The organism is Streptomyces phytophilus (assembly GCF_013870535.1).
GTDB lineage: Bacteria > Actinomycetota > Actinomycetes > Streptomycetales > Streptomycetaceae > Streptomyces > Streptomyces phytophilus.
In genome coordinates this window covers 1-1,179 of the sequence record NZ_JACBXC010001602.1, presented here as the reverse complement: position 1 = coordinate 1,179, position 1,179 = coordinate 1, and the positions used below count along the sequence as shown (strand labels likewise).

The window sequence follows — 1,179 nt, the reverse complement described above, 5'->3', positions numbered from 1 at the left end:
CGTCTCGTACGCCGCGGGCGTGGTGGCGACCTCCAGGCAGCCGGTCTCCTCGAAGCCCGCGCCGCCCGTCACATCGTGTTCGTCCGTGATCTCCCGGTAGATGCGCACCGTGGCACGGGCCAGCGCGGTGAGGACGGGGGCCTCGCCGAGCACGCCGACATAGCCGGGCGCGTGTCCCGTGGACCCGTACAGCCGGCCGGCGGGGGAGCGGTCGAGGACGGTGACCTGGCAGCCGTCCCGCCCGGCCAGCTCCCGGGCCAGCGACGAGCCGACGATGCCGGCCCCGACGATCACGATGCGGCGAGTCATGCGGCGATCGGAACACGGCCCCCGTGCACCCGGCAACAACGTCTCACGACCCGAACACCGCGGACCCGGGCTGTCACATCGGCCGCCCTTCGCTGGTCACGGTGGTGACACGGTGGAACGAAGGAAGGACCCGATGAACGAGCACGAGTTCCTGGCCCTGCGCTTCGACGAGCACCGCCCGCAGCTGCGCGCGGTCGCCCACAGGGTCCTGGGCTCGGCCGAGCTGGCCGAGGAAGCCGTGCGGGAGGCGTGGTTGCAGGTGAGCCGGGCGGGAACGGACGGGGTGGAGAGCCTCGGCGGCTTGCTGCGGACGGCCGTGGCCGAGGCGTCCTTGGACATTCTCCGGGCCCGGACGGCGCGGGGCGAGGGCTCACCGTGCCCGTATCAAGGCGGAGATCGGCCACCGAACGTGACGAATGGGGCGATGGGCGATCCCGGAGCGGAGGGAGCGGACGGGGCCGGCCCGAGCCGGGCGGGCTTCCGCGGCGACTCCGTCGGGATCGCGCTGCTCGCCGTGCTCGACTCGATGGCGCCCGCGGAGCGGCTCGCGTTCGTGATGCACGACATGTTCGCCATTCCGTACGACGAGATCGCGCCGATCGTCCGGCGCTCGCCGGCCGCCACCCGGCAACTGGCGCTTCGGGCCCGGCGGCGTGTGCAGGGCTCCGGGGCCGGGCGTGCGGACGACGGCCGCGGTGCCGAGGATGCGCTGGGCGTACCCTCCGGCGACCCGTGCGCCCCCGACGCCGCTTCTGCCACGGGTGCGCCGGCGGACTGGGGTGTCACCGCGCGCTGGAGTGCGATCGCCGGCGCGTTCCTCACCGCTTCGCGCGGGAAGGACTTCCACGCGCTCCTCGCGCTCTTCGACCC

General features: G+C 74.0%; 2 protein-coding genes. One reads left to right on the top strand and one right to left on the bottom strand.

What is annotated here, in order from left to right; all coding sequences use genetic code 11:
* A partial coding sequence (locus tag H5J30_RS34555) for an FAD-dependent oxidoreductase (RefSeq protein ID WP_181791762.1) occupies positions 1 to 309 on the bottom strand: 309 nt, incomplete at its 3' end.
* 133 nt (positions 310 to 442) lie between these two features.
* Here H5J30_RS34555 and H5J30_RS34550 point away from each other — a divergent pair.
* Positions 443 to 1,179 (top strand): sigma factor-like helix-turn-helix DNA-binding protein (locus H5J30_RS34550; protein WP_181791761.1); only part of this gene is annotated, 737 nt, incomplete at its 3' end.